This window comes from Streptomyces sp. NPDC045701 (genome assembly GCF_056432045.1).
Window position 1 is genome coordinate 65,170 of sequence record NZ_JBWKJV010000010.1, and the last position, 25,464, is coordinate 90,633.

Consider the following 25,464-nt stretch of genomic DNA (forward strand, 5'->3'; position numbering starts at 1 on the left):
CCCGAAAGTAACGCACGGGTCTTGCGCTCCCGCCCGCTCACCGCAAAGGTATGGGTCCATTCCATTGGGTCCCGACCACTGACGCGGGAGCACTGCTGCCATGACGCTGGAAGAAACCAAGGGCGCCGCACCCGCCACGGACGACTACCTCCGACGCCGGGCGCTGAGGCAGGGCAGCGCCGGCTGGCTGCTGCTCACCGGCCTGGGGGTCGGGTACGTCGTCTCCGGCGACTTCTCCGGCTGGAACATCGGCCTCAAGGAGGGCGGCTTCGGCGGGCTCGCGGCGGCGACCGCCCTGATGGGCGTGATGTACGCCTGCCTCGTCTACGCGCTGGCCGAGCTGTCCGCGATCCTCCCCGCGGCCGGCGGCGGCTACGGCTTCGCCCGCCGGGCGCTCGGCACCTGGGGCGGGTTCCTCACCGGGACGGCGATCCTCATCGAGTACATCCTCGCCCCGGCCGCCATCTCCATCTTCATCGGCGACTACGTCGAGTCCGTCGGTCTCTTCGGTCTGGAGTCGGGCTGGCCGGTCTACCTCGCCTGCTTCGTCGTCTTCATCGGCATCCACCTGTGGGGCGTCGGCGAGGCGCTGCGCTTCAGCCTGATCGTCACGGCGATCGCGGTGGCGGCGCTGCTCATCTTCGCGGTCGGGGCGTTCACCGAGTTCCGGGCGGACGGGCTGAACGACATCCCGGCCGACCCCTCGGCGTTCGGGGCGAACTCCTGGCTGCCCTTCGGACTGCTCGGCATCTGGGCCGCGTTCCCCTTCGGGATGTGGTTCTTCCTGGGGGTGGAGGGTGTCCCGCTCGCCGCCGAGGAGGCGAAGGACCCGGTGCGGTCCATGCCGCGGGCGCTCTCGCTGTCCCTGATGGTCCTGGTGCTCCTCGCCGTGCTGACGTTCTTCGCGTCGACGGGGGTCCGGGGGTCGGCCGCGATCCAGGACGCGGGCAACCCGCTGGTGGTGGCGCTCCAGGGGGACGGTGACCCGACCGCGCTGAGCCGGTTCGTCAACTACGCGGGCCTCGCCGGACTGGTCGCCTCGTTCTTCTCCCTCATCTACGCCGGTTCACGGCAGCTGTTCGCCTTGTCCCGCGCCGGGTACCTGCCCCGCTTCCTGTCGCTGACCAGCCGCCGCAAGTCCCCCTACCTGGGCCTGCTGATCCCCGGCGCGATCGGGTTCGCGCTGGCGGCGGCCACCGGGAACGGGGCGCGCATGCTGAACATCGCGGTGTTCGGTGCCACCATCAGTTACGCCCTGATGGCGCTGTCCCACATCGTGCTGCGGCGCCGGGAGCCGGACCTCCCGCGCCCGTACCGGACGCCCGGCGGGACCCTGACGTCCTCCGTGGCCTTCGTCCTGGCGCTGTCCGCGCTGGTGGCGACGTTCCTGGTGGACAAGGACGCGGCGTTCATGGCGCTGGGCGTCTACGGGGTCGCCCTGGCGTACTTCGCCTTCTACAGCCGGCACCGTCTCGTCGCGAACGCGCCCGAGGAGGAGTTCGCGGCGCTGGCGGCGGCCGAGGCCGAGCTCGAACGTGACTGAGAGGAAGGCCGGAGTGCCCGCCAGGCCGCTGATCGGCATCACGACCTACCTGGACCCGGCGAAGTGGGGCGTGTGGGAGATGCGGGCGGCGCTGCTGCCCGAGACGTACCCCCGCCTCGTCCAGGCGGCGGGCGGCATCGCCGTGATGCTCCCGCCGGAGGTGCCCCGGGTCGCCGCGGAGGTGGCCACGGAGGTGGTCGCCCGGCTCGACGGCCTCGTCGTCGCGGGCGGCGCGGACGTCGACCCCGCCCGGTACGGGGCCGACCGCGACCCGCGTACGGGCCCGGCGGCCGCGGAGCGCGACGTGTGGGAGCTGGCGCTGATCGGGGCGGCGCTGGCGGCGGGCACCCCGGTGCTCGGCATCTGCCGGGGCATGCAGCTGCTGAACGTGGCCCTCGGCGGCACGCTGGTGCAGCACCTGGACGGCCACACCGGCGGGGTCGGCGTGTTCGGCGCCCACACCGTGAAGCCGGTGCCGGGCACCCGGTTCGCCGCGCTGGCCGGCGAGGCGGCGACGGTCCCGGCGTACCACCACCAGGCGGTGGACCGGCTGGGCGACGGCCTGCTCGCCTCGGCCCACGCGGAGGACGGCACCGTGGAGGCGGTGGAGCTGGCGGACGGTCGGTGGGTGCTGGGCGTGCAGTGGCACCCGGAGATGGGCACCGACCTGCGGGTGATGGAGGGGCTGGTCGCGGCGGCCTCGTCGTGAACGCGCGCGAGGCCCGGGCCGCCGATGAGCGGGCCGGGCCTCGCGCCGCTCAGGCCGCGGGGAGCCGGGGCAGTTCCTCGGGGAAGGTCCGCGGCTCCTGGCAGTCGGCAGCCTTGTACGTGTGGCGAGCGAGCTGGTAGGCGAAGTCGACGAGGACCTGCCGCAACTCGTTCCCGTGGACGCGGGTCTCACCGATGGTGCGGGCGTCGACGCTCAGCGCATAGGCGTTCCGCGCCTCGCCGGGCTTCTTGCCGGGCGGGGTGCAGGGGACGTACACGTAGGCGTGGTCCGGGTGCACGACGGCCCTGATGTCGCCGGACGACACCTCGACCGGGTCCACCACGTACCCCTGCTTCGCGTAGTAGTCACGCCACGGACCGGAAGCCGAGTCACGGGACTCCACCTCTCCCGAGATGACGGAGCCACCGCTGGTGCGTACGTAGCAGGCGAAGAAGAAATCCCCGTCCGACAGCCGGCGGAGCTTCCCCCGCTCCTCGGCCGAACGCGCCGAGGGCAGGGCACGGGCCGCCGTCGCCCGGTCCACCGCACCGTCGCACGGCCGGTCAGGCAGCCTGTCGATGCCCTTGGTGAAGATCTCCAGATACCCGAACACCGCCGCGATCGCCACCAGGCAACCTATCCCCGCGGTGCCGAGGTTCTTCTTTCGACGTGCCTGCATGAGGCCTTCCACATCCACTCGACGTTACGCGGCCGGCCGGGCGTGGGAGTCCTCCAGCATGCCGTCGCTCAGATCCCAGCCCTCCTGAATCGCCACGCGGATCATGTTCCGCGTGGCATCTTCTGTCAATTCCTTGGAACCATGCTCCCCGATGGCCTTGACGGCGCTTTCCTGCGTCTGGTGGTTGGCCGACTTCTGGGCGTCGTTCAAGTTCCCGGCAGTGTCGTAAAGGGCCTGGTCCAACGCTCCGTCGATCTGCTGGGCGTCGATGAGACGGTCGACGGACATACCGGCGATTCCGCCGAAGAAGCCGCTGGCCGCGGCGGCCGTCGCGGCCACCGCCGGAGCCGTTCCCACCAGGGCGACAGTACCCACGCCCACACCGGCGGACAGGATGGACTTGACGACGTCGCCCTTGGTCTTGAGGGCGGTGTTCGCGTCCTTCTCGGCCTCCAGGTCGCCGGTGATCCCGGCGTCCGCGACCGAGTGTCCGACGATGCCCTCGATGATGCCGGCGTTCGTGGAGATGGCCTTGACCGCGTCCTCCGTCTTCCCGTCGAAGAGCTCCGGCTGGGCGATGTGCGCTTCCAGGGAACTGGCCGTGTAGACGCTCTCCCCGACGATGATCGCGGCGCGGCCCATGGGGTCACGAGCCGTCTCGTACAGGAACCGCGTGGTATCCCGCTTGTCGAGTCCATTGGGATCCTGGCTGTTGCTCCAGAAGATCGACTCGGCTCCCTCGCCGGCGAGCGACCGGCTGATCTCCGGCATGTAGGCGGCCGCCATGTCGCCGAAGCTCTCGCCCGTGGCCTTGTTGACCAGTTCGGCGCCGGTCTCCGGCTGCGCGACCGCGTGCATGACCTCCTGCATCAGGGCGACCTGCTCCCCGCTGTGCGGCCGGATGTCGGTCGCCTTCTCGCCGTCCCCGTAGCCCGTCACCGCCGCCTCGAGCGCCTGCGCCACCGCACCGTCGCGGTCGGTGTACCGGGTGCTCTCCAGCATGTGCTCGAAGACCTTCTTGTCGTCGAAGGTGTCGAGCGCGGCCTCCGGATTGTGCGACAGGGCCTTCATGTAGCCGATCAGCGGGTCCCGGCCGTCGTCGTCGCCGAAGACGAGGTCCGTGACGTTCCCGGCCTTCCACAGGTCGTTGGTTCCCATGCCGGTCATACCGGCCGGCGCCATGTCCATCTTCAGGAGCTGCTTGCCGTAGGCGTCGAGGAACTCGGCGTCGTACTTGCCGTGGTGCATCAGGCTGCTCATGACCTGGTAGCCCATGGCGCCGTTCGGACGCAACGGGTCGGCGGCATTGGTCCGGAAGGCCGTGGTCGCCTCGTCGAGGACCTTCTGCTTCCACTTCTCCATGCCGTCCGCGTCGGAGAGGGTGGCGGTGGCGAGCGTCATGCTCAGGTCCTTCTGAAGGCTTTGGAGCTGCTTGAGCTCCTCACCCCTCGCCCCGGCGTGGAGCTCGGCGACGTCGTTCCAGAACTGCAGGGTCTCCTTGCCGCCGAGCTTCGAGGCGAACTGCGCGGCGAAGAGCTCGTCGTTCTTGTACGTGGCCATGGTCCGCTGGAACTCGGCGAGCTCCGCGGGTGACATCTTCTTGGCGTCCTTGGCGAGCTTGGCCATCTCGTCGGCCTTCTTCAACGCGTCGGCGGCCGAGTCCCGGTCGCCGTGCTTGACGCCGGAGAAGCCGTGGTCCGCCTGCTCGGCGATCGCCCGCAGGACACGGGCGGCGGTGGAGTCGCTCGTCGTGGCCTGGTTGAGGATGCGCTGGACGGTGTCCCGCAGCAGTTCGGCCTTCCGCTCCGTACCCGGCGGCTCCGGGTGGACGGCTGCCATGACGCGGAAGCCGCCGTCCTTCTCTCCGTAAACGGACAGCTTGTCCTTGTCGAAACCGTCGTCGAGGGCCTTCTTCAACTGGTCCCGATAGCCGACGAGCTCGTCGTGGGTGTCCTTGAGGATGTCGCGGATCGAGGTGGCCTGGGTGAGGGCGTCGGAGAACTCCCCGGCCGTCTTGGCGATGAACTCGCGCGAGACGGTGGCGTTGACACCCGCCCAGTTGGCCTTGTCGGCCTTGGCCTTCATGTCGTCCCGCGACCGCTTCTCCAGGGTCGTGAGGTTCTTGACCACCGTGGACCAGTCGGTGATCGCGGTGCTGAGCGTGGAGAAGGTGGCGTGGCGCAGTGCTTCGAGGTCCATCAGCGCTTCGTCCCCTCGTCGAAGCCCTTGATCAGGGCCGTGATGCTGCTGGTGGTCGACGCGATGTGGTACTCGTCGCCCGCGTGGGCCTTCTTGGTGAAGTCCATGTGGTTGGAGATGTGGGCGCAGGCGTCGAGGAGGGTCGTGAGCGACTTCTCCCACCGCTCCTGCACCGTGTGCAGGGCGCCGCCGAGCTCGAACTCCTGCGTCGTGAGGTCCTTGGCGGCGGTCTGACTGCTGGACCAGGCGTCACGGCCGTACCGCCCCAGGTCTTCGAACAGCTTGAACGCGCTGTCGCCGACCGCGGCCAGATCCTGCTGATCGACCGTCAGGTCGCCCTGCTGCCCGGCGCCGCCCTTCTCGCTCGGCACCTGGTTCAGTTGCATTCGCGAGGAGCTTCTGGCACCGGCGTCGGCCTTCAGTTGCTCCCATTCGTCCCACGCCATCTGGTGGACTCCTTCCCCCGTACGGACAAGCAAATGATCGACGTTCCAGACGGAAACGGACTCAAGGTGCCCGGTACACGTCAAAGGTTGACCCTACACATGGAGTTGGGGCGGGCCGTCCGCCCTGCTCCCCCGGCGTCCGCCCCTACCCCCGAGCCAGGGACAGCAGGTCGCGGGCCGGGCCGGTGGGCAGCGGACCCGTGGGCCAGACGGCGCGCAGGGCGCGGTGCAGGCGCACGCCCTCCACCGGGACCTCGACCAGGCGACGGGAGGCGAGCTCCTCGGTGACGGCCAGCTCGCTCAGCACCGCCGGCCCGGCCCCGGTGACCGCCGCCGCCTTCACGGCCGTCGTGGAGGCGAGCTCCAGCAGCGGGGCGGCCAGTCCGCCGTACTCCGCCAGCGCCGCGTCCAGCACCTGCCGGGTGCCCGAGCCGTGTTCGCGCAGCACCAGCGGGGTGGCCGCCAGTTCGGCGGGCGTCAGGGGGGCGCGGCGGCGGGCCCACCGGTGGGACGGGGCCGCGACCACCACGAGCCGGTCGTGGGCGACGACCACCGAGTCCAGGCCCTCGGGGACGGCGAGGCCCTCGACGTATCCCAGGTCCGCGTCCCCCGCCAGCAGGCCGGCCGCGACGGCGGTGGAGTTGCCGGCCCGCAGCGACACCGCCGTGTCGGGGCGTTCGGCCCGCAGGGCGATGAGCCAGCCGGGCAGCAGGTACTCGGCGATGGTCATGGAGGCCGCCACCCGCAGCCGCGAGTCCCGCCGGTCGCGCAGCGCCTGGGCGCCCGCGTCGAACGCCTCCGCGGCCTCGACGACGCGCCGCGCCCAGTCGGTGACCAGGGTGCCGGCGGCGGTGAGCCGGGAGCCACGCGGGGAGCGGTCCACCAGCGCGACGCCCAGTTGCCGTTCCATGGAGCGAATGCGGCTGCTGGCGGCCGGCTGGGTGATGCCGACCTCGCGCGCCGCCCGGCCGAGGCTGCCGTGCCGGGCGACGGCGAGAAGCAGCTCCAGGGCCCCGAGATCGGGCACGCGATGCGAGAGAGTCATAAATTCAGTTTATGGGGTCATAGGAACATGATCTCTGGTCGGGCGCATCGGCGCAGGTCAGGGTGGTCTTATGGCAACCCTCGCGCATCAGCTCCCTCTCCGCCGCCCCCGCGCCATGGCCGTCCGGCACCTCGGACCCAACTGGTACGCGACGGTGATGGGCACCGCGATCGTCGCCGGCGCGGGCGCCTCGCTGCCCGTCCGCGTCCCGGGCCTGCGCACCGCCTGTGCGGTCGTCTGGGCGCTGTCGCTGCTGATGCTGCTCGTCCTGCTCGCGGCGCGCGCCCTGCACTGGGCGCACCACCGGGACCAGGCGCGTGCCCACCTGCTGGATCCGGCCGTCGCCCCGTTCTACGGGTGCCTGGCCATGGCGCTGGTATCGGTCGGCGGCGGCGCGCTCGTCGCCGGCGCGGACTGGCTCGGTCCGGTCGCGGCGGTCACCCTCGACGCGACCCTGTTCCTCACGGGAACGGTGATCGGCCTGACGGTCGCGGTGACCGTCCCGTATCTGATGGTGGTGCACCACACGGTCGACTCCGCGTCCCCGGTGTGGCTGCTGCCCGTCGTGTCGCCCATGGTCTCGGCGGCGCTCGGCCCCCTGCTGGTGCCGCACCTGCCGGCCGGCCAGTGGCGGCTGACGCTGCTGATCGCCTGTTACGGCATGTTCGGACTGAGCCTGCTGGCGACCCTGGTGGTGCTGCCGCTGGTCTTCGGCCGGCTGGTGACCGGCGGCCCGCTGCCGCTCGCCCTGACGCCCACGCTGTTCCTGGTGCTCGGGCCGCTGGGCCAGTCCACGACGGCCGCCGCCACGTTCGCCGACGCGGCGCCGGACGTGCCGTACGCGGGCGTGGCCGCCGTGCTGTACGGGGTGCCGGTCATGGGCTTCGCCCTGCTGTGGCTGGCGCTGGCCGGGGCCATGGTGGTGCGGGCGTGGCGGCGGGGCATGGGGTTCGCGATGACGTGGTGGGCGTTCACCTTCCCCGTCGGGACGTGCGTGACCGCCGCGGAGGGGCTGGCGCGGCACACCGGGCTGGCGGCGCTGCGCTGGCTGGCGGTGGTGCTGTACGTGCTGCTGGTGGCGGCGTGGCTGACGGCGGCGGTCAGGACGGTCCGTGGACTGGCCGGTGGAGCGCTGCTCGCAGCGCCGCAGGGGCCTGGGCGAGCGACGGCCCGTACCACGTGAGGTACCGGCCGTCGACGAGCGCTGCGGGCAGCCCGCCGAACGCCTCGGGGCCGTCGTCGGCGGTGAAGCGGTACGGCTCGTCCGGCAGGACGACGAGGTCGGCGCCGCGGGCGCGGAGCTCGTCGAGCGATACGCGCGGATAGCGCTCGGGGTGGTCCGCGTACACGTTCACGACGCCGAGACGGGCCAGCAGGTCGCCCGCGAAGGTCTCGCGGCCCAGCACCATCCAGGGGCGGCGCCAGACGGGCACCACCGCTCTGCGGTACGCGCCCGGGGGCGGCACCCGCGCCCAGGCCGCCTCGGCCTCCGCCAGCCAGCGCGGGCGCTCCGGTACGCCGCAGGCGCGCAGCACCCTGTCCAGCTCGGCGAACGCCTGGTCCAGGCCGCGCACCTCGGTGACCAGGACGTCCGGCCCGGCGGCGCGCAGCGCGGCGAGGTCGGGGGCCCGGTTCTCCTCCTCGTTGGCGACGACGAGGTCGGGGCGGAGGGCGGCGATCGCGGCGACGTCCGGGTTCTTGGTGCCCCCGATACGGGTGACGTCGAGACCGGCGGGGTGGGTGCACCAGTCCGTGGCACCGACCAGCAGGCCGGGGGCCGTGACGGCGACGGCCTCGGTGAGCGAGGGGACGAGCGACACCACCCGCATCAGAAGGACCCCGTCCGCATCAGGTGGTCGTCTCGATGTGCTCGGCGACGGAGACGACGAGGATCCGGGTGTGTGGGTCGCCCGCCCGCCAGCGGTGGCGGACGCCGCCGGAGAGGTACAGCGTGTCGCCGCGCTCCAGCCGGTACGCCCGGCCCTCGGCCTCCACCTGGGCGGCGCCGTCGGCGACGTACAGCATGGCGTCGTTGCGCAGCACCAGCTCGCGGCCCGCGTCGTGCTCGCCGGTGAACTCCTCGGCGTGCATCTGGTGCTGGCCCCGCACCAGGGCCCGCGCACCGGGCCGGCCGGGGTCGTCGGTGGCGCGTACGACGTCGACCGTGCGTGCCGGGTCGGCGGCGTCGAGCAGCGCCACGGTGGTGGTCTCCAGGGCGTCCGCGATCTGCTGGAGCGAGCGTTCGCTGGGGCGGGCGCGCTCGTTCTCGATCTGGCTCAGGAAGGGCACGGACAGCCCACTGCGCTCGGCCACCGCGGCGAGGGTGAGCGCCATGGCTCTTCGCCTCCTGCGGACGGCCACGCCCACCCGGAGCGTCTCCTTCTCGTCCATCTCCTCGGCTCCCTCCCTCTGCGACCACCTTACGCAGCGGCGGTACCACCGAGTAGCGCAACGGGAGGGAAAGACGCGAAGCGACGGGGCCCGGGAAGCGTCCGCGACGTGGGGGTGCTGTCGGAAGGGGGCGCTGTCAGTGGGGTGCGGCATGATCGGAGACGTGACGCGACGCCTGATGCTCCTCGACACCGCTTCCCTCTACTTCCGCGCCTACTTCGGGGTCCCCGACTCCGTGAAGGCCCCGGACGGCACGCCGGTCAACGCCGTGCGGGGGCTGCTGGACTTCATCGCCCGGCTGGTCCAGGACCGGCGGCCGGACGACCTGGTGGCCTGCATGGACGCCGACTGGCGGCCGGCCTGGCGGGTGGAGCTGATCCCGTCGTACAAGGCGCACCGGGTCGCGCGGGAGACGGAGGCGGGGCCGGACGAGGAGGAGGTCCCGGACACGCTGTCGCCCCAGGTCCCGGTGATCGAGGCGGTGCTCGACGCGCTGGGCATCGCCCGGGTGGGCGTCGCCGGGTACGAGGCGGACGACGTCATCGGGACCCTGGCGGGGCGGGCGGCGGGCCCGGTGGACATCGTGACCGGCGACCGGGACCTGTACCAGCTGGTGGACGACGCCCGGGGGGTGCGGGTGCTGTATCCGCTCAAGGGGGTCGGCACGCTCCAGGTCACGGACGAGGCGTGGCTGCGTGCCAAGTACGGCGTGGACGGGCCGGGTTACGCGGACCTGGCGCTGCTGCGCGGCGACCCGAGCGACGGGCTCCCGGGCGTGCCGGGCATCGGTGAGAAGACGGCGGCCAAGCTGCTGGACACCTACGGTGACCTGGCCGGGATCATGGCGGCGGTGGACGATCCGGCCTCGGGGCTCACGCCCGCGCAGCGCCGTCGGATCGACGAGGCGCGGGACTACGTGGCGGTCGCGCCGAAGGTGGTCCGGGTCGCCGGGGACGTACCCCTGCCGGATCACGACCCGGCGCTGCCGGCCCGGCCGCGCGACCCGGCCGAGCTGGAGAGGCTGGCGTCGCGCTGGGGGCTGGGCGGCTCCCTCGACCGGCTCCTCACGACTCTCCGGGGCTGAAGTGTTAGCTTAGGTAAGCCTAAGCAACCATACTCTCGGGGAGACCACCGTGGCGGAACAGCCGGCTCGCAAGGCACCCAAGGCGCGAGAGGCACGTGTCGTGCGCACCGAACGGCTCACGCCGCACATGGTGCGCATCGTCCTCGGCGGTGACGGACTGGACGGGTTCACCGCGGACGAGTTCACCGACCACTACATCAAGCTGCTCTTCGCGGCGCCCGGCGTGACCTACCCGGAGCCGTTCGACATGACGCGGATCCGCGAGGAGTTCCCGCGCGAGCAGTGGCCCACCACACGTACGTACACGGTGCGGGCGTGGGACTCCGCCCAGCGCGAGCTGACGGTCGACTTCGTCGTCCACGGCGACGAGGGCCTGGCCGGTCCATGGGCGGCCCGGGCGGGGGTGGGCGACACGGTGCGCTTCCTGGGACCGGGCGGGGGGTATGCCCCGGACCCGGCGGCGGACAGGCACCTGCTGGTGGGCGACGAGAGCGCGCTGCCCGCGATCGCCGCGTCGCTGGAGCGGCTGCCGGAGGACGCCGTGGGGCACGCCCTGATCGAGGTCGAGTCCCCCGATGAGGAGCAGAAGGTCGCCGTCCCGCCGGGCGTGGAGCTCCGCTGGCTGCACCGCGCCGGACGTCCGGTCGGCGAGGCGCTGCTGGCCGCGGTGCGGGGCCTGGACATCCCGCCGGGCGACGTGCACGCGTTCGTCCACGGCGAGGCGGGTTTCGTCAGGGACCTGCGCCGTCACCTCCGGCTGGAGCGCCGTATCCCCCTCGAGCGCCTCTCCATCTCGGGCTACTGGCGCCTGGGCAAGACGGACGAGGCCTGGCGCGCGATCAAGCGGGACTGGAACGAGCAGGTGGAGCGCGAGCAGGAGACCCCGCCGACCGCCGCCTGAGCCCTCCCGCGGCCCCGTTCACGACTCCGCCGCCAGGGGGCCGCGCCCGCCGCGGCCGAGCCGCTGCGGCTACGGGCGCCCGGACGCCCGGTCCCGCCGGTGCCCCGCGCCCGGACTGGCCAGGAACCCTCCCGCACGGGCACCGCGGTGTCGGCCCGGACGCGGCCGGGAGGCCACGCGCCGGGCGCGCCGCCGTCCCGCCGGGAACGGGCCGCGCGCCCGCCCCACCGGGAACGGGCCCCAGCCCCACGCCCGGCACGGGCCACACCCCACGGCCCACCACACCCGGCACCGCCCCCGCCGGCACCCGCCCGGCGCATCGCCGCATCCAACACCGGCCCCACGCCACGGGCCTCACACCCCACACCCGGCAGGCCCCACGCCCCACCACGCCCAACACCGGCCCCACGCCCCGCACACGCCCCGCCCGCCCGGCGCGGGGGTCAGCCGCCACCACCGCCCCCGCCCGCACGGGCGCCGCCCTCGCCGCCACCGCTCCCGCCCCGGCCGCGACGCCCGTCGCCGCCCCGGTCCGGTTCACCGGCTCCGCGTCCGGCCCCGCCGCCTTCGCGGACCTCCCCGCCCTCGCGCTGCGCCTCGCCCCCGCGCCGCTCTCCGTCCTCCCCGCGCCCGTCTCCGTACGCCCGGGCCGAGGCGTCCACGTGCGCGAGCCGTCGCAGGGCCGCCAGGACCGCGTCGCCCAGCACGGTTCCGACCACCGCGCTCTCCACCAGGTCCTCGCGCCTGGCGTTGCGCGCCACGTACGCGAGGTCGGCGCGGGCGACCCGCTCGGCGGCGTCCGCGTAGTCGTCCAGCATTTCCACGAACGCCCCGTGCCCCACCCGCTGGAGCGCCGCGAGCGCGCCGGCCAGGGCCTGGGCCTGGGGACTCTTCACATCCACCCGCCAGCCGTGCCTGGCGACGAGTTCCGACACCGCGGTCCGTGCCGCGTCCAGCGCTGCGTCGGGCTCGCCGACGGGCCGCGAGGCGAGGCGGTCGGCGGCCTCGCCCAGCACCTTGTGAACCGGCCGGCCGGTGTCGTCGACCGCGGCGAGCACCTCGCGGATCGCGGCCACCGACAGCCCGCCCTCGTCCAGCAGCGCCCGGATGAGCCGCAGCCTGCGTTCGTGCCCCTCGTCGTAGCTGGCCTGGTTGGGGCTGCTCAAGCGTCCCGCCGGGAGGAGGCCCTCCCGTACGTAGTACTTGATCGTCGGCACCGACACCCCGGTCCTGCGGCTCAACTCGCCGATGCGCACGCGGCGCTCACCTTCTTCTTCGTCGTCCGGCCTTGCCAAGTCGCCGCCCATCATAGATAGTCCCACTACCGGATAGCAGAGAGTGCCACTATCCAATTACAGGGGGGTTCAGGGATCATGTCCCTTCGCAGCCGACTTTCCGGCCTCCACAGGCCGTTGACGCTCTTCTCCGGAGCGATGGTGGTCCTCGCCGTCGTGTCCGCGGCCGGCCTGGCCGTCGACGACCGCGTGGTCGTGGGCGCACCGGTCTGGTCCAAGCCGTTGAAGTTCTCCGTCTCCTTCGTCGCCTATTGCCTCTCGCTGGCGTGGATGCTCTCCCTGCTCCCGCGCTTCCGGCGGGCGGGCTGGTGGGCGGGGACGGTCGTCGCGGTGGCGGGCGCGGCGGAGATGGTCGTGATCACCGGCCAGGCGGTCCGTGGCAGGCGCAGCCACTTCAATCGCGAAACGCCGTTCGACGCCGCGCTGTTCGACGTCATGGGGGCGACCATCGTCGCCCTGTGGGTCGCGACGCTCGTCCTCGCCGTCCTCCTCTTCCGCGCTCCCCTCGCGGACCGGGCGTCCGCCTGGGCCATCAGGCTGAGCACAGTGCTCACGCTGACGGGCGCGGGGCTCGGCTTCCTGATGACGCTGCCGACACCCGACCAGCGGGACGGCACCTCCGACACCCTCGGCGCGCACGCCGTCGGCGTCCCGGACGGCGGTCCGGGCATGCCCCTCACCGGCTGGTCGACGACCGGCGGCGACCTGCGCGTCCCGCACTTCGTGGGCATGCACGCCCTGCAGCTGCTCCCGCTCCTGGCCCTGGCCCTCCTGGCCCTGGCTCCGCGCTTCACCCGGCTGAGCGACGAGCGGCTCCGGCTCCGCCTGGTGCTGGTGGCCTCGGCGGCGTACGCGGCGGTCCTCGCCCTGCTCACCTGGCAGGCGCTGCGCGGGCAGCCACTGGTCCACCCCGACGGGACGACGCTCACCGCGGCCGCCCTGGTCCTGGTCGTCCTCGGGACGGCGACGTGGGCAGTGCTGCGCCGCCCGGCCGCCGCCCCCGCACTTCCCCCGGCCCCCGCACACCCCTCCAAGGAACCGGAGCACGCGGCATGACCGTCTTCCTCTTCGAGCTCTCCTTCTACCTGGCCGCACCGGTCTGGCTGTTGATGATCCTGGCCCCCAACTGGTCCTGGACGTCCCGGATCGCCGCGTCGCCCCTCACCGTCGTCCCCATCCTGCTGGTCTACCTCGGCCTGGCCGTACCGGTGTTCCCCGACCTGTGGACCGCCGTACGCGAACCCGACCTGGACACGTTCCGCGCCCTGGTCGCCCTCGCCGACGGCGCCGGCGCGATCTGGGCCCAGGTCATCGCCTGGGACCTGCTGATCGGCCAGTGGATGTACCTGGAAGCCCGCCGCCTCGGCCTCCACCCGCTCCTGACCGGCCCCCTGCTGCTCCTGACCGTCCTGCTGTCCCCCATCGGCCTTCTGCTGTTCCTCGCCGTCCGCGCGACCCGCCTCCGGACCCCGTCCCCCCACGACGACCGCCCCGCCCTACGCTGACGCCGTACGTCACGGCGACCGGGTACTGCGCACGCCCGGGCTCGTCGCGTTGGCCGAGGGGCTCGCGGCCGGTCCCGGGCAGTGACGAAGGGCCCGGCCGGGAAAGCCCCGGCCGGGCCCTTCGTCGGTGTCGGCCGCGGACGCCGACGGGGTCAGCCCACGGAGCTGTAGGCGACGACGCCCCGCAGCAGCGCGTCGACCGCCTTGCGGGCGTTCTTGGAGACCGTGCTGTTCTCCCTCGGTGCGGCCGCCGCGATCTGGCCGAGGACGTCGATGACCTGCTTGCACCAGCGGACGAAGTCGCCGGCCGGCATCTCGGCCTCGCGCAGCACCTCGTCGAGGCCCTTGTCGGAGGCCCACTGGTAGGCGGCCCAGGCGAACCCGAGGTCGGGTTCCCGCTGGCCGACGCCCTCCGCCTGGTTGATGCGGAAGTCCTCCTCCAGGGCGTCCAGCCGTCCCCAGATCCGCACCATCTCGCCGAGCGCCGCCTTGGCCTTCCCGGACGGCAGCTTCGGCGCGACCGCGTCGTCCGCCTGCCGGGCCTCGTAGACCAGGGCCGAGACGCACGCGGCCAGTTCGGCCGGGTTGAGGCCCTCCCAGACGTCGTCGCGCAGGCACTCACTGGCCAGCAGGTCCAACTCGCCGTAGAGGCGGGCGAGCCGCTTGCCGTGCTCCGTGACCTCGTCGCCGCGCAGGTAGTCCATCTCCGTCAGCAGCGCGACGATCCGGTCGAAGGTGCGGGCGATGGTGTTCGTACGCCCCTCGATGCGCCGCTCCAACTGCCGCGTGTCGCGCTGCAGCCGGTGGTACCGCTCGGCCCACCGCGCGTGGTCCTCCCGCTCGTCGCACCCGTGGCAGGGGTGTGCGCGCAGCGCCGTGCGCAGGCGGGAGATCTCCCGGTCGTCGGCGGCGGCGGAGCGCTGCTTGCGGTGCCGCTCCGGCGCCATGTGCCCGGCCTTGGTCCGCAGCGCGGACGCCAGGTCGCGCCGCGACTGCGGGGAGCGCGGGTTGAACGACTTGGGAATGCGCATCCGCTCCAGCGGCTCCACCGGCACCGGGAAGTCGATCGACGCCAGCCGCTTGACCTGCCGCTCGGCGGTGAGCACCAGCGGGCGCGGCCCGTCCTGGTGCTCGAAGCCCCGGTGCCCGTTGGCCCGTCCGGCCGGCAACCCCGGGTCCAGCACCAGCGCGAGCCCGGCGAACTTGCCCGTCGGCACATGGATGACGTCGCCCGGCTTGAGCCGCTCCAGCGACGTGGCGGCGGCCACCCGGCGCTGCGCGGCACCCTGCTTGGCCAGCTCCGTCTCACGTTCCTTGAGCTCGCGGCGCAGCCGCGCGTACTCCTCGAAGTCGCCGAGGTGGCACGTCATGCCCTCCCGGTAGCCGTCGAGCCCCTCCTCGTTCCGCTGGACCTGGCGGGAGATCCCGACCACCGACCGGTCCGCCTGGAACTGCGCGAACGAGGTCTCCAGCAGCTCGCGCGAGCGGTGCCGGCCGAACTGGTCGACCAGGTTGACCGCCATGTTGTACGACGGCTTGAAGCTGGAACGCAGCGGGTACGTACGGGTGCCGGCCAGGCCCGCGAGGTGGCCGGGGTCCATGCCGCGCTGCCAGAGCACGACCGCGTGCCCCTCGACGTCGATGCCGCGCCGCCCCGCGCGCCCGGTGAGCTGGGTGTACTCGCCCGGCGTGATGTCGGCGTGCTGCTCGCCGTTCCACTTGACCAGCTTCTCCAGCACCACCGAGCGGGCAGGCATGTTGATGCCGAGCGCCAGCGTCTCCGTGGCGAACACGGCCTTGACCAGGCCGCGTACGAACAGGTCCTCGACGACCTCCTTGAAGGTCGGGAGCATGCCCGCGTGGTGCGCCGCGATACCCCGCTCCAGGCCCTCCAGCCACTCGTAGTACCCGAGGACGTGCAGGTCCTCGGTGGGGATCGAGGCGGTGCGCTGCTCGACGATCTCCCGGACGCGGGCGCGCCCCTCCTCGTCGTTCAGACGGAGCCCGGCGTACAGGCACTGCTGTACGGCCGACTCGCAGCCCGCGCGGCTGAAGATGAACGTGATCGCGGGCAGCAGCCCCTCGGCGTCCAGCCGCTCGATGACCTCGGGCCGTCCCGGTGTCCAGATCCGCGAGCGCTGCCGCCGCTCCCGCTCGCGGTCGGCCTCCCGGCCGCGCCGCCGGTCACGGCCGCCCATCGGGCGCGAGTTCTCCATGCGCGCGAGGCGCACCAGGTCGGGGTTGACCTCCCGCCGCCCGGAGCCGCGGCCGCCGTGGTCGGTCTCCTCCTCGAAGAGGTCGTAGATCCGGCGTCCCGCCAGGACGTGCTGCCACAGCGGCACCGGCCGGCTCTCGGAGACGATCACCTCGGTGTCGCCGCGGACCGTGTCGAGCCAGTCACCGAACTCCTCGGCGTTGGACACGGTCGCGGAGAGCGAGACCAGGGTCACGGACTCGGGGAGGTGGATGATCACTTCCTCCCAGACGGCTCCGCGGAACCGGTCCGAGAGGTAGTGCACCTCGTCCATCACCACATACCCCAAACCCCGGAGGGACTGGGAGCCCGCGTACAGCATGTTGCGGAGCACCTCGGTGGTCATGACCACCACCGGCGCCTCGGAGTTCACGCTGTTGTCGCCGGTCAGGAGACCGACCTTGTCCGCCCCGTACCGCTTGACGAGGTCCGCGTACTTCTGGTTGGACAGGGCCTTGATGGGCGTGGTGTAGAAGCACTTGCGCCCCTGCTCCAGGGCGAGGTGCACGGCGAACTCACCGACGATGGTCTTGCCCGAGCCGGTGGGTGCCGCGACGAGTACCCCCTTGCCCGCCTCGAGGGCCTGGCATGCCTCGATCTGGAACGGGTCCAGCTCGAAGTCGTACAGGGCGCGGAATGGAGCGAGCGCGGTCGCCTCCTCGGCGGCACGGCGCCGGGCGGCTGCGTACGCTTCCGCGGGTGTGAGTTCTTCTGTCATCTTGTCTTCGAGCCTACCCGCCGCCACTGACAGTCAGCCGATCTTTAATCACCTCCTCGTTCCGTGACCGGGGGCGTACGCGGCGGAGACGGCCGAAGGCCCTCCAGGTCGCCTGGAGGGCCTTCGTTCGCATGGGCGTGCGCCGGGCGCACTCGTCAGGTGATGTCGTCGTACCCGCTGCCGTTCAGCCGCTGCGAGCGGCCTCCGTCCGCCTGCTCGGGCAGGGCGGGCGCGGAGGGGACGGGCTCGACGGCGCCGATGGCCTCGGGCGTGAGGTCCAGCTCGGAGGCTTCGTCCTCGCTCAGCTCGGCATCCCGATTCCCGCGTCGCCGGCGCACGTCGTTCAGCAGCGAGAACCCGGTCGCCAGGAAGTACAGCACAGCAAGCGGCCCCGCCAGCAGCAGCATGGAGAGCGGCTCGCCGCCAGGAGTGGCGATGGCCGCGAACGCGGTGAGGCCGATGATCATGCCACGCCACCAGCCGAGCATCCGCTTGCCGCTGATGGCGCCCGTCATGTTGAGGGCGATGAGAAGCAGGGGCAGCTCGAAGGCGAGGCCGAAAACGATCACCATGCGGGTGATCAGGTCGAGATAGTCGTCGAGTGAGATTTGGTTCTGCGTATCGGACGGCGTGAAGCTGAGCATGATCGCCGCTGTCTGCGGCAGGATCGCGTACGCGAGGTAGGCACCCGCCACGAACAGAGGGACGCCTGCCGCCACGAACGCATAGGCGTAACGCCTCTCGTGCCGGTGCAGGCCCGGGGCGACGAACGCCCACAGCTGGTAAAGCCACACGGGGGTCGCCGCAAGGACGCCCGCCATGAGGGCGACCTTGAGGGCAATCGTGAAAGGCGAGATCAGCGTGTCCGTCTTCAGGACCGCACACAATTGCCCGTTCTTCTGGACGACGACAGCGCCCTCACAACCGACCGAGCTGATGATCGGCCTCATGAGGAACTCGAAGATGTCCTTCTGGAAGAAGGCCGCCGCAACCGTGACGACGAGAATCGCCAGGACCGCCTTCAGCAGCCGGTTCCGCAGTTCACGCAAATGATCGACAAGGGGCATCCGCCCCTCGTCGTCCTTCTCCCGCTTGCGGGCAGACTTGAGCAACCCACTTCCCTTGTCTCGTGCGAGTGCGGCAGCCGTCAGCGCGTGTGCGTCAGCTCTTGGTGGTGTTCTGCTCGGCGACCGGGCGGGCGCTGCTCACGTCGCCGGGGGCGGCCTGGATGGTGCGGGGCGCGGACTGCTGCTGGGCCGTGGTGTCCGTGGTGGGCGCCGGGGCGGACTCGGCGTCGTCCTTCTTCATGGCCTTCGCCTCGCTCTTGAGGATGCGAGCCGACTTGCCCAGCGAACGCGCCATCTCGGGAAGCTTCTTGGCACCGAAGAGCAGCAGGATGACGACGATGATCAGAACGATCTCGAGGGGCTTCAGATTGCCGATCATGTGACTTCCTTCTCACCGAGGCGGCTGGGGGGAGTGGTACTTACCTGCGCGACCGGACGGTTGTCCAGTCCCATGCTGCAAGGATCGTAACTCGCACGGGTAAACGTCGGGCAATCCCTGTGCATACTCCGCGTTCCGGGCAGGCGCTCAGCACCTGCGCCCGAGCCAGCAGCGTACCTCTCACGCAGGCGCGGGAGGAGACCGCGCGTCAGCGCAGCGCTTCGCCGGCGCCGGCCAGATCGGTGGCCGCCCGCTCCAGGTCCTCGGCGGCACGGTTGATGCGCTGTGTGGTGTACGTCACTTGACGGCCGAGCCGTTCGGCTTCGATGAACACCCGGATGCCGAGGACACCGAGGACGGCGATTCCGAGGAACCCGAGGGCGATGGCGAGCATGGGCCAGAACATGCGCAGAGCCTAGACGACGTTCAGACGGTGGAGTGGAGGCGCAGGGTCCGCACGCCACCGCCGGTGAGGAGCTCGACGATGCGCTCACCGGCGGGTTTGCGCACGGCGGAGCCGCACTCCGGGCAGGTGAAGGAGTAGAAGGTGGTCCGCCGGCTGGCGCCGATCGCCAGGCGCAGGGAACCGGCCGAGAGTTCGAAGCGGGCCTGACACACGGGGCAGGCCGCCTTGAAGAGGACCGGGGTCGAAGCCATCGACACCATTCCGGGCATCACGGACACATCCTCGATTCAACTCGTTCCAACGGCTGCCCGGACCGGGCCCCGCCGGGCTCTCGCCTACGCCCCGCTCCCGTACCCGGCCAGCGCCTCGCACGCCGCCTCCCGGGCGCTCGCGGCCAGCTCCGGCGGGGAGACGATCCGGCCCTCCCCGCCCAGCCGCAGCGCGAGCCGCCGGAGCGACGTCGGGTCCGGCGTACGGAGGGTGATGCGCAGGCCGCCGTCTGGCAGTTCCTCGGCGCTGTCGTGCGGGTAGTACTCGGCCACCCACCGGCCGCCGGGCCCCACCTCCACCACGACCTCCGGGTCGTCGGCCGACGGCTGGACCAGACCTTCGGACAGGTCCCGCAGCTCGATCTCGGGCGGCGCGGAGGGGTCGTCCAGCAGCCGGATCTCGGCCACCCGGTCGAGCCGGAAGGTGCGCCGCGCCTCGGACAGGCGGCACCAGGCCTCCATATAGGTGTGGCCGACGGCGAAGAGCCGGATCGGGTCGACCTCCCGCTCGGTGAGCTCGTCCCGCGCGGGCGAGTAGTAGCGCAGCCACAGTCTGCGCCGCTCCGAGATGGCGCGGTCGACCTCGGCGAACACCCCGCCCTCGGACTCGAACGTCACCGACAGCCGGGAACTGGCGCCCGCCGCCTCGCCCGCCGCGGCCTCCAGCTTGGCGGTGGCGCGCAGCAGCGCCTCCCGGTCACCCTCCCGCAGTCCGGGCAGAGTGGCGACGGCCCGGGCCGCGACCAGCAGCGCGGTCGCCTCGTCGGCGGCGAGGCGCAGCGGCTCGGCGACGTCGTCGGGGTTGTGCCACCAGATCTGCTCGCCGTCCGTGTCGATGTCGAGCAGGTCACCGCCCCGGAAACTGGTCCCGCACATCGGCAGGACGTCGAGGTCGGAGATCAGCTCGTCCTCGGTGATGCCGAACGCCCGTGCGACGTCGCCGACGTGCGCGCCGGGGCGCTCCCGCAGGTAGGTCACCAGCGAGAGCATCCGCCTGGTCTGGTCGATCGCGTTCGCGGCCATCGTTCGTCCCCCTCAGCCCTTGGCCACGGCACGCAGCCGGTCCATCACATCGGCCCGCAGATCGGCGGGCTCCAGCACGACGACGTCCGGTCCGAACTCCACGAGCCAGGCGTCCAGACCGTGCCCGTACGGAATCTCCAGCTCGTCCCAGCCGTCCCCCAGCTCCCGCACCGACAGGGCGCGGGCGCGCAGCGGGTAGCCGCAGTCGGTGCGCAGCCGGATCAGGGCGGACCGGGTGGCCGTCTCCCCCGCCCAGCTCTCGACGGTCTCGCGCACGGTCGACACGTCCGGTACGGGCGCGGTGAACGCGCCGGCCCGGGAGCGGACCTTGCCGGTGATCCGGGAGAGCCGGAAGACGCGCTCGGCGCCCCGCTCGCGGTCCCAGCCGGCCAGGTACCAGTGCCCGCGCCAGCACTCCAGGGTCCAGGGCTCGACGTGTCGGGTCTCGGGGCGCGCGGCGTTGGCCTTGCGGTACTCGAAGACGACGGGACGCCGGTCGCGGCAGGCCAGCATCAGCGGCTCGAAGGCCGCCTCGTGGACGGGGATGCGCGGTTCGAGGGCGCTGTGCGGGGTGTCGTACGTGTCCTCCGCCTCCGGCATGCCGGCGGCCCGCAGCTTCTGCAGGGCCCCGCTGGCGGCGCCGGCGAGCCGGGCCTGCTGCCAGACCTTGGCGGCCAGGCCGAGTGCGGCGGCCTCCTCGGCGTCGAAGTGGATCGGAGGCAGCCGGTTGGAGTCGCGGCGGGCGAGGTAGCCGGTCTCCCCGTCGAGGTTCTCCACGGTCTCGATGACCAGGCCGAGCTCGCGCAGGTCGTCCTTGTCGCGCTCGAACATGCGGTTGAAGGAGTCGTCGGAGCCGGCTTCCAGGTAGGCCTCGATGGAGCTGCGCAGTTCCCGCTTGCTCAGCGGGCGCCGGGTTCCCAGCAGGCACAGCGCCAGATTCATCAGCCGCTCGGCCTTGGCAATCGCCATCGACGCCCTGCACCTCTTCTTATGGAGTCACTTTTCCCGCTCAACGTACCGCCCCGGGGTGTCGCGGCAAAAGTCATGGCACGGCCGAGGGCCCGTACCGGGAGGCACGGGCCCTCGGGGTGTCCGGGAGGGCGGTCAGACGCCGACCAGGTCGCAGACGAAGATCAGGGTCTCGCCCGGCGCGATGGCGCTGCCGGCGCCGCGGTCGCCGTACGCGAGGTGCGCGGGGATGATCAGCTGGCGGCGGCCGCCGACCTTCATGCCCTGCACGCCGCGGTCCCAGCCCGCGATGACCTGTCCGACACCGAGCTGGAACTGCAGCGGGGTGCCGCGGTTCCAGGACGAGTCGAACTCCTCACCGGTGGAGAAGGCCACGCCCACGTAGTGGACCTTGACCATGTCGCCGGCCTTGGCCTCGGGGCCGTCGCCCTCCCAGATGTCCTTGATCTCCAGGTCCTTCGGCGGCTCGCCACCCGGGAAGTCGACCTCGGGCTTCTCGATGCTCACGTGAAACACTGCTCCTCAGACGATGTACTGATCAACCGGGACAGTCTTACATCACGGCCAGGATGTCGAGCGAGAAGACCAGCGTCGAGTTGGCGGGGATGTCCCCGGAGGCCTGGGCTCCGTAGCCGAGCTCCGGCGGGACGACGAGCATCACCCGGCTGCCGACCTTCTTGCCGGCGAGGCCCTGCTGCCAGCCCTTGATCAGGTTCTGCAGCGGGAACTCGGCGAGCTGGCTCCTCTTGTAGCTGGAGTCGAACTCCTTGCCGCCCTCCCACAGGACGCCCTTGTACTGGAGCAGCAGCTTGTCCGTGGGCTTGACGACCTGGCCGTCGCCCTCCAGGACGTACTTGGCGACGAGGCCCTTCGGCGCGGGCTTCTTCGGTACGTCGATGGACGGCGCCGCGCCGTCGGTGTTGGTGCCGACCTTGGGCAGGTCGATGTCGTCCTGCGCGACCTCCCGGCCCTTCGACGAGCTCTTGCCGTTGAACGTGCCACGGATGTCGACGACGAACACCAGGGTGTCGGTGCCCTTGATCCCGCCCTGCGGGTTGCCCTGCGTCCCGTAACCGAGCGCCGGCGGGATCGCCAGCTCGACGCGGCTGCCGACCTTCTTGCCGGGCAGCGCCCGGTCCCAGCCCGGAATGAGCTGGCCGACGCCGATGGCGCTGGTCAGCGGCGTCTTCCGGTCGTAGGAGTTGTCGAAGACCTTGGCGGTGTCCCAGATCTGCCCGAGGTAGTCGAACTGGAGGTGGTCGCCCTTGGCCACCGTCTGGCCGTCACCGGGGATGAGCGTCTTCACCGCGAGATCGGCCGACGGCGTGCCCGGGCCCTTGGCGACGGTCGGCTTCTGCCCGAACTTCGTGCCCGCGGTGACGGCGGGCAGCGGGCCCTCCACGATCTTCGCGGAGGCGTCCTTGGACGCGGACGGGCTCTCGTCGGTCTTGGCCTTGTCGGACTTGTCGTCGCCGCAGCCCGCGAGGGTGAGCAGGCCGGCGGGGACGGCGAGAAGGAGGGAGCGACGGCGCACGGAATGCCTCGTATCTTGGTCGGGATCTCGGAATCTGCAGGTCTTCGCAATCGAGTTCGCGAGGGTGTCGCGTCACTCTACGGCGTGACTCTACGACGTACGTGAGGCGCCGCACGAGCAACGCACGGCGCCTCACAGCGCTGATCCCGCCCCGCCGGGACGGACGCCCGGCCGGCGCCGGGCTCCGGGCTCACATGCCGGCGATGAGCTTCTCCACCCGGTCGTCGACCGACCGGAAGGGGTCCTTGCACAGCACGGTGCGCTGCGCCTGGTCGTTGAGCTTGAGGTGCACCCAGTCGACGGTGAAGTCCCGACGCTGCTCCTGCGCCCGGCGGATGAAGTCGCCGCGCAGCCGCGCCCGGGTGGTCTGCGGGGGCACCGACTTGCCCTCGAAGATCTTCAGGTCGTTGCAGATCCGGGCGGCCTGTCCCTTCTTCTCCAGCAGGTAGTAGAGCCCGCGCCGACGGTGGATGTCGTGGTACGCGAGGTCTATCTGGGCGACCCGCGGATGCGACATGGTCATGTTGTGCTTGGCCCGGTACCGCTCCAGCAGCTTGTACTTCATGACCCAGTCGATCTCGGTGCCGATCCGGTCGAGGTCCTCCTGCTCGATCGCCTCCAGCGCGCGGCCCCACAGCTCCAGGACCTGCGCGACGGTGCCCGTGCGGATGCCGCGCCGGTCGACGAAGTCGGCGGCCTTCTCGTAGTACTCGCGCTGGACCTCCAGGGCGGACGCCTCGCGCCCGCTGGCGAGCCGCACCTTGCGCTGACCCGTGATGTCGTGGCTGACCTCGCGGATCGCCCGGATCGGGTTCTCCAGGGTGAGGTCGCGCATCACCGTGCCGGCCTCGATCATGCGCAGGACGAGGTCGGTGGCGCCGACCTTCAGCAGCATGGTCGTCTCGGACATGTTCGAGTCGCCGACGATGACGTGCAGGCGGCGGTACCGCTCGGCGTCGGCGTGCGGCTCGTCGCGGGTGTTGATGATGGGCCGGGAGCGGGTCGTCGCGGAGCTGACGCCCTCCCAGATGTGCTCGGCCCGCTGGCTGACGCAGTAGACGGCGCCGCGCGGGGTCTGCAGCACCTTCCCGGCGCCGCAGATGAGCTGCCTGGTGACGAGGAACGGAATGAGGATGTCCGCGAGCCGCGAGAACTCGCCGTGGCGGGCGACGAGATAGTTCTCGTGGCAGCCGTAGGAGTTTCCCGCCGAGTCGGTGTTGTTCTTGAAGAGATAGACGTCGCCCGCGATTCCCTCCTCGTGCAGGCGGCGTTCGGCGTCGACGAGCAGACCTTCGAGAATGCGCTCGCCGGCCTTGTCGTGGGTGACCAGTTCGGTCACGTCGTCGCATTCCGGTGTTGCGTATTCCGGATGCGAACCCACGTCGAGGTAGAGGCGGGCGCCGTTCCGCAGGAAGACGTTGCTGCTGCGGCCCCATGACACGACACGGCGGAAGAGGTAGCGCGCCACTTCGTCAGGAGACAGTCGGCGCTGTCCCCTGAACGTGCACGTGACGCCGTACTCGTTCTCCAGCCCGAAAATGCGGCGGTCCATGACTGAACATTACGCCTGATGCCCTGTGCTGAAACCGGGTTCGACAGCACCGTTTCGATCATTTTCCGAAGCCGCCACGACATCTCCGGTGTGCTGGGCCCCGCGGAGGGGAACCGCGAGTACGCGCCGGGTGGCCAGGAGGGCCAGCAGGGCGACGAATCCACCCCCGCCCGCCACGGCGAAACTCGCGGCGGTGCCGGAGAGCTGGACCACCGGCCCGGCCACGGCCGTTCCGGCGGCGGCCCCCACGCCGAAGGTGGTGACCAGCCAGGAGAACGCCTCGGTGACCGTGCCGCGCGGGGCGTGGCGGTCGACGACGAGGAACGCGCACGCGATGGCCGGCGCCAGGAACACGCCCGCGAGGGCCGCCAGGGCGGTCATCGCCACCACGCCCGGGGTGAGCGTCAGCGGCAGGTACCCCAGCGCCAGCAGGCCGACCAGGACCCGCAGCCGGTGCTCCGGCGCGCCCGCCCAGTGCCGCGCCCCGTACACCACGCCGCCGAACAGCGCGCCGAGGCCCAGGGCGGCCATCAGCCAGCCGTAGACGGAGGGGTCGCCGCGCTCCTCCGCGTACGCGATCCCGGCGACGGTGATGGAGCCCATGGCGAGGCCGACGAAGAAGAACGAGCCGAGCAGGGCGAGCAGCCCGGGTGAGCGCAGCGCGCCGAGCCAGTGGGCCTCGCGGGGCGCGGAGCGCCAGGCCCTGGAGGGCTTGGACACGACGACGGAGAGGGCGCCGAGCACCCCTATGGCGTTGATGACGAGCAGGGCCGCGGCGGGCGACCGGAGCGCGACGAGCAGGGTGACCAGCAGGGGGCCGACGGTGAACATGATCTCCTGGGCGACCGCGTCCAGGGCGTACGCCCGGTGGACCCGGTCCTCGCGGCCCAGGATGTCCGGCCACAGGGCGCGCAGCCCGCCTTCGAGGGGCGGGGTGAACAGGCCGGCCGCGGCGACGGCCGCGTAGGCGAGCGGGAGCGGGTCGATACCGGTCAGCACCAGCAGGGCCATGCCCAGGGCGGACACCAGGGCCGCGGGGAGCTGGACGCGGGGCTGGCCGTACAGGTCGACGGCGCGGCCGAGGAGGGGCTGCCCGACGGCGTTGCCGATGCCGTACACGGCGGCGAGCCCGCCGGCGAGGCTGTAGCTGCCTCCCTCGGCGCGGGTGAACACCATGATCGCGATGGGGCCGGTGCCGTTGGGGAGGCGCCCCACCAGGGTGCCCGTGAGGAGCCTGGCGGCATGGGGTGCCTTCAGGATGTCGGCGTATCCGCCCGGCGCGGCGGCCATGTGCTGCCCCTCTCCCCCGGCACCCGGCCGAGGTTTTACGTATAACGTCGTGCGTCATACGTACCATGACGGCATTCCGCGGGTCCACCCCGCGGTCGTGATCGTCGAAGCGGAGGCGTGCGTGCACCAGCCGGACCCAGTGGCCCCCGACCCGGCGCCGGGGCGGGCGGCCGAGCCCGGCCGCCGCCGGCCCACCGCCCCCGGGG

The 25,464-nt window shown here is 71.9% G+C and carries 25 protein-coding genes; 7 read left to right on the forward strand and 18 right to left on the reverse strand.

Translation table 11 applies throughout. The annotated features are described in order from the left end of the window. Positions 1–100: 100 nt before the first annotated feature. Both eat and AC07DW_RS14325 read left to right on the forward strand, forming a co-directional pair. Complete coding sequence (eat, locus tag AC07DW_RS14320) at positions 101–1,543, forward strand: ethanolamine permease (protein ID WP_478857943.1); 1,443 nt, start codon at positions 101–103, stop codon at positions 1,541–1,543. Positions 1,544–1,556: 13 nt separating this feature from the next. After that, complete coding sequence (locus tag AC07DW_RS14325; protein ID WP_478857944.1) at positions 1,557–2,252, forward strand: gamma-glutamyl-gamma-aminobutyrate hydrolase family protein; 696 nt, start codon at positions 1,557–1,559, stop codon at positions 2,250–2,252. Between the two features lie 49 nt (positions 2,253–2,301). Here the strand turns inward: AC07DW_RS14325 and AC07DW_RS14330 are convergent, their stop codons facing one another. The 4 genes from AC07DW_RS14330 to AC07DW_RS14345 form a co-directional block, all read right to left on the reverse strand. Further along, positions 2,302–2,931: a hypothetical protein gene (locus AC07DW_RS14330; RefSeq protein WP_478857945.1), complete on the reverse strand. Its 630-nt coding sequence runs from the start codon at positions 2,929–2,931 to the stop codon at positions 2,302–2,304. 24 nt (positions 2,932–2,955) lie between these two features. Beyond that, a complete protein-coding gene (locus AC07DW_RS14335; RefSeq protein WP_478857946.1) occupies positions 2,956–5,130 on the reverse strand; it encodes a hypothetical protein in 2,175 nt (724 codons plus the stop codon). Then, entirely contained in the window at positions 5,130–5,576 is a 447-nt protein-coding gene (locus tag AC07DW_RS14340) for a hypothetical protein (RefSeq protein WP_478857947.1), read from the reverse strand. The genes AC07DW_RS14335 and AC07DW_RS14340 overlap by 1 nt, the downstream gene beginning before the upstream one ends. A gap of 145 nt (positions 5,577–5,721) precedes the next feature. Beyond that, on the reverse strand, positions 5,722–6,621 hold the full coding sequence (locus tag AC07DW_RS14345) for a LysR family transcriptional regulator (RefSeq protein WP_478857948.1): 900 nt from the start codon (positions 6,619–6,621) through the stop codon (positions 5,722–5,724). 70 nt (positions 6,622–6,691) lie between these two features. Here AC07DW_RS14345 and AC07DW_RS14350 point away from each other — a divergent pair, with 70 nt between their 5' ends. Next, the gene (locus AC07DW_RS14350) at positions 6,692–7,804 is read left to right on the forward strand and encodes a TDT family transporter (RefSeq protein WP_478857949.1); all 1,113 of its coding nucleotides are present in this window, start codon (positions 6,692–6,694) and stop codon (positions 7,802–7,804) included. On the opposite strand, the gene AC07DW_RS14355 is transcribed toward AC07DW_RS14350, so the two are convergent. Continuing rightward, complete coding sequence (locus tag AC07DW_RS14355; RefSeq protein ID WP_478857950.1) at positions 7,722–8,450, reverse strand: helical backbone metal receptor; 729 nt, start codon at positions 8,448–8,450, stop codon at positions 7,722–7,724. The genes AC07DW_RS14350 and AC07DW_RS14355 overlap by 83 nt on opposite strands. 19 nt (positions 8,451–8,469) lie before the next feature. Continuing rightward, entirely contained in the window at positions 8,470–9,012 is a 543-nt protein-coding gene (locus AC07DW_RS14360) for a helix-turn-helix domain-containing protein (RefSeq protein ID WP_478857951.1), read from the reverse strand. Between the two features lie 178 nt (positions 9,013–9,190). On the opposite strand from AC07DW_RS14360, the gene AC07DW_RS14365 reads away from it, so the two are divergent. After that, complete coding sequence (locus AC07DW_RS14365) at positions 9,191–10,096, forward strand: 5'-3' exonuclease (protein WP_478858057.1); 906 nt, start codon at positions 9,191–9,193, stop codon at positions 10,094–10,096. A gap of 49 nt (positions 10,097–10,145) precedes the next feature. Continuing rightward, positions 10,146–10,997: a siderophore-interacting protein gene (locus AC07DW_RS14370; RefSeq protein WP_478857952.1), complete on the forward strand. Its 852-nt coding sequence runs from the start codon at positions 10,146–10,148 to the stop codon at positions 10,995–10,997. A 443-nt stretch (positions 10,998–11,440) separates the two neighbouring features. Here AC07DW_RS14370 and AC07DW_RS14375 read toward each other — a convergent pair whose 3' ends face one another. Then, positions 11,441–12,253 (reverse strand): MerR family transcriptional regulator, encoded by an 813-nt coding sequence (locus AC07DW_RS14375; RefSeq protein WP_478857953.1) that lies wholly within the window; start codon positions 12,251–12,253, stop codon positions 11,441–11,443. Between the two features lie 177 nt (positions 12,254–12,430). Between AC07DW_RS14375 and AC07DW_RS14380 the strand changes: the two genes are divergently transcribed. Both AC07DW_RS14380 and AC07DW_RS14385 read left to right on the forward strand, forming a co-directional pair. Further along, on the forward strand, positions 12,431–13,348 hold the full coding sequence (locus tag AC07DW_RS14380; protein WP_478858058.1) for a hypothetical protein: 918 nt from the start codon (positions 12,431–12,433) through the stop codon (positions 13,346–13,348). Continuing rightward, a complete protein-coding gene (locus tag AC07DW_RS14385) occupies positions 13,345–13,797 on the forward strand; it encodes an ABA4-like family protein (RefSeq protein ID WP_478857954.1) in 453 nt (150 codons plus the stop codon). Before AC07DW_RS14380 ends, AC07DW_RS14385 begins: the two co-directional genes overlap by 4 nt. A gap of 152 nt (positions 13,798–13,949) precedes the next feature. Here AC07DW_RS14385 and AC07DW_RS14390 read toward each other — a convergent pair whose 3' ends face one another. From AC07DW_RS14390 to AC07DW_RS14440, 11 genes are all read right to left on the reverse strand, one after another. Next, positions 13,950–16,769 (reverse strand): DEAD/DEAH box helicase, encoded by a 2,820-nt coding sequence (locus AC07DW_RS14390; protein ID WP_478857955.1) that lies wholly within the window; start codon positions 16,767–16,769, stop codon positions 13,950–13,952. 155 nt (positions 16,770–16,924) lie between these two features. Further along, complete coding sequence (tatC, locus tag AC07DW_RS14395; protein ID WP_478857956.1) at positions 16,925–17,881, reverse strand: twin-arginine translocase subunit TatC; 957 nt, start codon at positions 17,879–17,881, stop codon at positions 16,925–16,927. A gap of 49 nt (positions 17,882–17,930) precedes the next feature. Then, positions 17,931–18,215, reverse strand: coding sequence for a Sec-independent protein translocase subunit TatA (gene tatA, locus AC07DW_RS14400; RefSeq protein WP_478857957.1), 285 nt, complete (start codon positions 18,213–18,215; stop codon positions 17,931–17,933). Positions 18,216–18,423: 208 nt separating this feature from the next. Next, entirely contained in the window at positions 18,424–18,621 is a 198-nt protein-coding gene (locus AC07DW_RS14405) for a hypothetical protein (RefSeq protein ID WP_478857958.1), read from the reverse strand. 20 nt (positions 18,622–18,641) lie between these two features. Continuing rightward, positions 18,642–18,872: a hypothetical protein gene (locus AC07DW_RS14410; protein WP_478857959.1), complete on the reverse strand. Its 231-nt coding sequence runs from the start codon at positions 18,870–18,872 to the stop codon at positions 18,642–18,644. An 84-nt stretch (positions 18,873–18,956) separates the two neighbouring features. Then, positions 18,957–19,913, reverse strand: a complete 957-nt coding sequence (locus tag AC07DW_RS14415) for a helix-turn-helix transcriptional regulator (protein ID WP_478857960.1) — start codon at positions 19,911–19,913, stop codon at positions 18,957–18,959. 12 nt (positions 19,914–19,925) lie between these two features. Then, a complete protein-coding gene (locus AC07DW_RS14420) occupies positions 19,926–20,882 on the reverse strand; it encodes a helix-turn-helix transcriptional regulator (protein ID WP_478857961.1) in 957 nt (318 codons plus the stop codon). 135 nt (positions 20,883–21,017) lie between these two features. After that, positions 21,018–21,389, reverse strand: coding sequence for an FKBP-type peptidyl-prolyl cis-trans isomerase (locus tag AC07DW_RS14425; protein WP_344367169.1), 372 nt, complete (start codon positions 21,387–21,389; stop codon positions 21,018–21,020). Positions 21,390–21,435: 46 nt separating this feature from the next. Continuing rightward, on the reverse strand, positions 21,436–22,416 hold the full coding sequence (locus AC07DW_RS14430; RefSeq protein ID WP_478857962.1) for an FKBP-type peptidyl-prolyl cis-trans isomerase: 981 nt from the start codon (positions 22,414–22,416) through the stop codon (positions 21,436–21,438). 190 nt (positions 22,417–22,606) lie between these two features. Continuing rightward, on the reverse strand, positions 22,607–23,968 hold the full coding sequence (gene pafA / locus AC07DW_RS14435; protein WP_478857963.1) for a Pup--protein ligase: 1,362 nt from the start codon (positions 23,966–23,968) through the stop codon (positions 22,607–22,609). A 9-nt stretch (positions 23,969–23,977) separates the two neighbouring features. Then, positions 23,978–25,258, reverse strand: coding sequence for an MFS transporter (locus AC07DW_RS14440; RefSeq protein ID WP_478857964.1), 1,281 nt, complete (start codon positions 25,256–25,258; stop codon positions 23,978–23,980). Positions 25,259–25,464 lie beyond the last annotated feature (206 nt).

Excerpts from the sequence above, each read along its gene's own strand:
- AC07DW_RS14330 (WP_478857945.1), bottom strand. The coding sequence starts at position 2,931 with ATGCAGGCACGTCGAAAGAAGAACCTCGGCACCGCGGGGATAGGTTGC.
- AC07DW_RS14390 (WP_478857955.1), bottom strand. The coding sequence starts at position 16,769 with ATGACAGAAGAACTCACACCCGCGGAAGCGTACGCAGCCGCCCGGCGC.
- AC07DW_RS14335 (WP_478857946.1), bottom strand. The coding sequence starts at position 5,130 with ATGGACCTCGAAGCACTGCGCCACGCCACCTTCTCCACGCTCAGCACC.
- AC07DW_RS14440 (WP_478857964.1), bottom strand. The coding sequence starts at position 25,258 with ATGGCCGCCGCGCCGGGCGGATACGCCGACATCCTGAAGGCACCCCAT.
- AC07DW_RS14340 (WP_478857947.1), bottom strand. The coding sequence starts at position 5,576 with ATGGCGTGGGACGAATGGGAGCAACTGAAGGCCGACGCCGGTGCCAGA.
- AC07DW_RS14420 (WP_478857961.1), bottom strand. The coding sequence starts at position 20,882 with ATGGCGATTGCCAAGGCCGAGCGGCTGATGAATCTGGCGCTGTGCCTG.
- AC07DW_RS14405 (WP_478857958.1), bottom strand. The coding sequence starts at position 18,621 with ATGTTCTGGCCCATGCTCGCCATCGCCCTCGGGTTCCTCGGAATCGCC.
- AC07DW_RS14415 (WP_478857960.1), bottom strand. The coding sequence starts at position 19,913 with ATGGCCGCGAACGCGATCGACCAGACCAGGCGGATGCTCTCGCTGGTG.
- AC07DW_RS14380 (WP_478858058.1), top strand. The coding sequence starts at position 12,431 with ATGGTGGTCCTCGCCGTCGTGTCCGCGGCCGGCCTGGCCGTCGACGAC.
- AC07DW_RS14345 (WP_478857948.1), bottom strand. The coding sequence starts at position 6,621 with ATGACTCTCTCGCATCGCGTGCCCGATCTCGGGGCCCTGGAGCTGCTT.
- pafA (WP_478857963.1), bottom strand. The coding sequence starts at position 23,968 with ATGGACCGCCGCATTTTCGGGCTGGAGAACGAGTACGGCGTCACGTGC.
- AC07DW_RS14365 (WP_478858057.1), top strand. The coding sequence starts at position 9,191 with ATGCTCCTCGACACCGCTTCCCTCTACTTCCGCGCCTACTTCGGGGTC.
- AC07DW_RS14350 (WP_478857949.1), top strand. The coding sequence starts at position 6,692 with ATGGCAACCCTCGCGCATCAGCTCCCTCTCCGCCGCCCCCGCGCCATG.
- AC07DW_RS14385 (WP_478857954.1), top strand. The coding sequence starts at position 13,345 with ATGACCGTCTTCCTCTTCGAGCTCTCCTTCTACCTGGCCGCACCGGTC.
- eat (WP_478857943.1), top strand. The coding sequence starts at position 101 with ATGACGCTGGAAGAAACCAAGGGCGCCGCACCCGCCACGGACGACTAC.
- AC07DW_RS14360 (WP_478857951.1), bottom strand. The coding sequence starts at position 9,012 with ATGGACGAGAAGGAGACGCTCCGGGTGGGCGTGGCCGTCCGCAGGAGG.
- tatA (WP_478857957.1), bottom strand. The coding sequence starts at position 18,215 with ATGATCGGCAATCTGAAGCCCCTCGAGATCGTTCTGATCATCGTCGTC.
- AC07DW_RS14410 (WP_478857959.1), bottom strand. The coding sequence starts at position 18,872 with ATGGCTTCGACCCCGGTCCTCTTCAAGGCGGCCTGCCCCGTGTGTCAG.
- AC07DW_RS14355 (WP_478857950.1), bottom strand. The coding sequence starts at position 8,450 with ATGCGGGTGGTGTCGCTCGTCCCCTCGCTCACCGAGGCCGTCGCCGTC.